At 73.5% G+C, this 4,420-nt stretch carries 2 protein-coding genes; both read left to right on the plus strand.

The features are described from left to right. On the plus strand, positions 1 to 2,503 hold a 2,503-nt coding region (locus ADL01_RS17390), incomplete at its 5' end, for an SDR family NAD(P)-dependent oxidoreductase (RefSeq protein ID WP_234354675.1). An 87-nt stretch (positions 2,504 to 2,590) separates the two neighbouring features. Then, the coding region (locus tag ADL01_RS17395) for a type I polyketide synthase (protein ID WP_199834852.1) at positions 2,591 to 4,420 on the plus strand (1,830 nt) is incomplete at its 3' end.

A 4,420-nucleotide genomic window follows, 5' to 3' on the forward strand; every position in this document is an offset into this window, starting at 1 on the left:
GAGCCCGCATCCGGTCCTGACCGTGCCGGTGCAGGCGACGATCGACGCCACGGACAGCCCGGCCGTCACGCTCGGTTCCCTCCGGCGTGACGAGGGCGGCGCCGACCGCCTGGCCGCCTCGCTCGCCGAAGCCCACACGCACGGCGCCGAACTCGACTGGAAGGCCCTCTTCCCCGGCTCCCGCACCACCGTCGACCTCCCCACCTATCCCTTCCAGCGCCAGCACTACTGGCTGCTCGCCGCCCCGCAGGAGGAGCAGGGCGAGGGCTCGCCGCTCGCCCCGGACGAGGTCGAGTCGCGGTTCTGGGACGCCGTGGAGCGCGAGGACCTGGAGCAGCTGGCCACCGAGCTCGCCGTGGCGGACGGTTCCGCCGCCGAGCTGGGCGCCGTCCTTCCGGTCCTGTCGTCGTGGCGCAAGCAGCGGCGCGAGCGGTCGACCCTCGACAGCTGGCGCTACCAGGTGGCCTGGCAGCCCCTCGCGGGTGCTCTGCCTGCCACCCGCCTGACCGGGCGCTGGCTCGTCGTACGCCCGGAGAACGCGGCGAAGAACCCGTGGGCGACGGGCGTGCGTGAAGCGCTGGCAGCGGCCGGTGCGGATGTTGTCGAACTTTCCGTCACAACAGGGGAGTTGACCCGAGAAGCACTGACCGAACGGCTGCGGGAGGCGGCCGAGGCGGGACTCGCCGGAGTCGTCTCACTGCTCAGCCTCGACGAATCCGAGCAAGAGGCCCACGACGCGCACAACGTACACAACGCCCCCGACACCCACGGGGTCGTTTCGGCCGGGCTCGTCGGCACCGTCGCCCTCGTGCAGGCCCTCGGTGATGCCGGGACCAGCGCCCGTCTGTGGGCCGTCACGCGTGGCGCTGTCGCCACCGACCGCGTCGACCAGCCGGCCCGGCCCGCCCAGGCGCAGGTCTGGGGCCTCGGCCGGGTTGTGGCCCTGGAATTCCCGGACCGGTGGGGCGGCCTCGTCGACCTGCCTGAGAACCCCGACGGCCGGGCGGCGTCCCAGCTCCCCGGGATCCTCGCGGGAGCCGGGGACGCCGGAGCCGTCGGAGACGAAGACCAGCTCGCCGTGCGGCAGGCGGGCGTGCTCGTGCGGCGGTTCGTACGGGCTCCCGTCGGCGCGGGCGAGACACGGGAGTGGGCGCCGCGCGGCACCGCGCTGATCACCGGCGGTACGGGCGCGATCGGCGGGCATGTGGCGCGCTGGCTGGCCCGCGAGGGCGCCGAGCACCTGGTCCTCACCAGCCGCCGCGGACTCGACGCGCCCGGTGCCGTCGAACTCCAGGCGGAACTGGAGGAGTTGGGCGCCAAGGTGACCATCGCGGCCTGCGACGTCGCCGACCGCGACGCCGTCGCGGGACTGCTCGGCCGCCTCACCGAGGACGGGCACATCCTGCGCTCCGTCTTCCACGCGGCGGGCGTCGGCCAGGGCCAGCCCCTGGACGCCATGACGGCCGCAGACGTCGCCGAGGTCCTGGAGGCGAAGGTCGCGGGCGCCGCGCACCTCGACGCGCTCCTCGACTCCGGGGCGGGCCTCGACGCGTTCGTGCTGTTCTCGTCCAACGCGGGCGTGTGGGGCAGCGGCAGCCAGGGCGCGTACGCCGCCGCCAACGCCCACCTCGACGCGCTCGCCGAGCAGCGCCGGGCGCGCGGTCTCACCGCCACCTCTGTTGCCTGGGGCCTGTGGGCCGGGAGCGGCATGGCCGGGGAAGACGGCGAGGAGCAGTTCCGCCGCCGCGGTCTGCGGCCGATGGCACCCAACCTCGCGGTCGCCGCGCTCGCCCAGGCGGTGGCGTACGACGAGACGTTCCTCGCCGTCGCCGACCTCGACTGGGAGCGGTTCGCGGCCGCGTTCACCTCGGCCCGCACGAGCCCGTTCATCGGGGACCTCCCCGAAGTGCGCCGGTACGTGGAGTCCGTGGCCGTCGAACCGGCGGCCGACGCGGGCACCGGCGACGACGCGGCCGACGAGCTGCGCGGCCGTCTGGTGCCGCTCACCGAGCCCGAGCGCGAGGTGATCCTGCTCGACATCGTGCGCTCGCACGCGGCCGCCGTGCTCGGCTACACCGGCGCGGAGTCCATCGACGCCCACCTGGCCTTCAGGGAGCTCGGCTTCGACTCCCTGACGGCCGTGGAGGTCCGCAACCGCCTGAACAAGGCCACGGGGCTGCGGCTGCCCGCCACCCTCGTGTTCGATCACCCGACGTCCGTCGCCCTGGCCCAGTACCTGCGTACCGAGCTCCTCCAGGACGACGCCGACGGAGTGGACTCCACCTTGCGGGAACTGGACCGCCTGGAGGCGGGCCTCCGTTCCATCGCGCCCGACGACAGCTCCCGCATGCGCATCACGATGCGCCTGGAGGCGCTGATGTCGAAGTGGAAGGGCGCGGAGGTGGAGGAGCCCGCCGAGGGCGAGGCGGTCTCCTCGCGGCTCGAGTCGGCTTCGGCCGATGAGGTCTTCGACTTCATCGACAACGAACTCGGCATGTCCTGAATCAGTCCGACCGGGCCGACGACGCGCGGCCAGGTCGGCCCGACCGGTGCGGTTTTTCTTGTGACTAAGCGAACAGGTGAGATTCCGATGGCGGACCAGCAAAAGCTCCTCGACTACCTCAAGCGGGTGACCGCCGACCTCCACGAGACGCGCCAGCGGCTGCGCGAAGCCGAGGCGGAGGAGCCCGAGCCCGTCGCCATCGTCGGAATGAGCTGCCGCTACCCCGGCGCCGTATGCGGCCCCGAGGACCTGTGGCGCCTCGTCGCCGACGGGCGCGACGCGCTCTCCGCCTTCCCCGCCGACCGTGGCTGGGACGTCGAGGCGCTCGGCGGCCGCACGGAAGCGGGCGGCCAGGACGGTCCCGAGCGCGGCGGTGGCTTCGTCTACGACGCGGGCGACTTCGACGCCGCGTTCTTCGGCATCTCACCGCGCGAGGCCCTGGCCATGGACCCGCAGCAGCGGCTCCTCCTGGAGTCCGTGTGGGAGACCTTCGAGCGTGCCGGGATCCCCCCGGCCTCGCTGCGTGGCAGCCGCACCGGAGTGTTCGTCGGCGCCACCGCCCAGGGCTACGGCCCGGCCCTCATGGCGTCGCCGGACAACGTCGACGGCTACCTCCTCACCGGCGACGTCTCCAGCGTCATCTCCGGTCGCGTGTCGTACGTCTTCGGCCTCGAAGGCCCGGCGGTCACGGTCGACACGGCCTGCTCGTCCTCGCTGGTCGCCCTGCACCTGGCCGCGCAGGCGCTGCGCCAGGGCGAGTGCGACCTCGCCGTGGCCGGCGGTGTCGCCGTGATGGTCACGTCCGGCGCGTTCGCGGAGTTCAGCCGCCAGGGCGGCCTGGCCTCCGACGGCCGCTGCAAGCCCTTCGCCGAGGCCGCCGACGGCACCGGCTGGGGCGAGGGCGTCGGCGTCCTCGCCCTGGAACGCCTCTCCGACGCGCGCCGCAACGGCCACCAGGTCCTCGCGGTCGTACGCGGCTCGGCCGTCAACCAGGACGGCGCCAGCAACGGCCTGACCGCCCCCAACGGCCCGTCCCAGCAGCGTGTCATCCGCCAGGCCCTCGCCGCCGCCCGCCTCGCCACCGACGACGTCGACGCCGTCGAGGGCCACGGCACCGGCACGGTCCTCGGCGACCCCATCGAGGCCCAAGCCCTCCTCGCCACCTACGGCCAGGACCGGCCCGCCGACCGGCCGCTGCTGCTCGGCTCGGTGAAGTCCAACATCGGCCACACCCAGGCCGCTTCGGGCGTCGCGGGCGTCATCAAGATGGTCATGGCGATGCGGCACGGCATCCTGCCCGAGAACCTCCACACCGACCGCCCCAGCACGCACGTCGACTGGTCGGCGGGGGCCGTCGAGCTCCTGACCGAGGCCCGCGCCTGGCCGGAGACCGCACGACCGCGCCGCGCGGGCGTCTCGTCGTTCGGCGTCAGCGGCACGAACGCACACGTGATCGTGGAGCAGGCTCCGACGGAGGAACCGACTGCTTCCACCAAAAAAACGAGCGTTCCATCCACCGCACTTCCCTGGTTGGTGTCCGGCCGTAGCGCGGACGCCCTCCGGGCACAGGCCGGCCGGCTGCGCGACCACGTCACGGCCGACGCCGGCCTCGACCCCGTCGACGTGGGCTGGACACTCCTCTCGGGGCGTTCCCAGCTCGAACACCGGGCGGTCCTCTTCGGGCGCGAGCGGCCGGAGTTCCTGTCCGGCCTCGCGGCCGTGGCCGACGGCGGCGACGGTCCGGCCCTGGTCTCCGGATCGACGGTCGAGGGCCGCCTCGGGGTCGTCTTCACCGGCCAGGGCAGTCAACGTATCGGTATGGGAAGGGAGTTGTACGAGGCCTTTCCCGTCTTCGCCACCGCGCTGGACGAGGTGTGCGCCCACTTGGACGGCCTCCTGGCACGCCCGCTCAAGGAC

It is taken from the genome of Streptomyces sp. NRRL WC-3618, from assembly GCF_001280005.1.
In the GTDB taxonomy this organism is placed as follows: domain Bacteria; phylum Actinomycetota; class Actinomycetes; order Streptomycetales; family Streptomycetaceae; genus Streptomyces.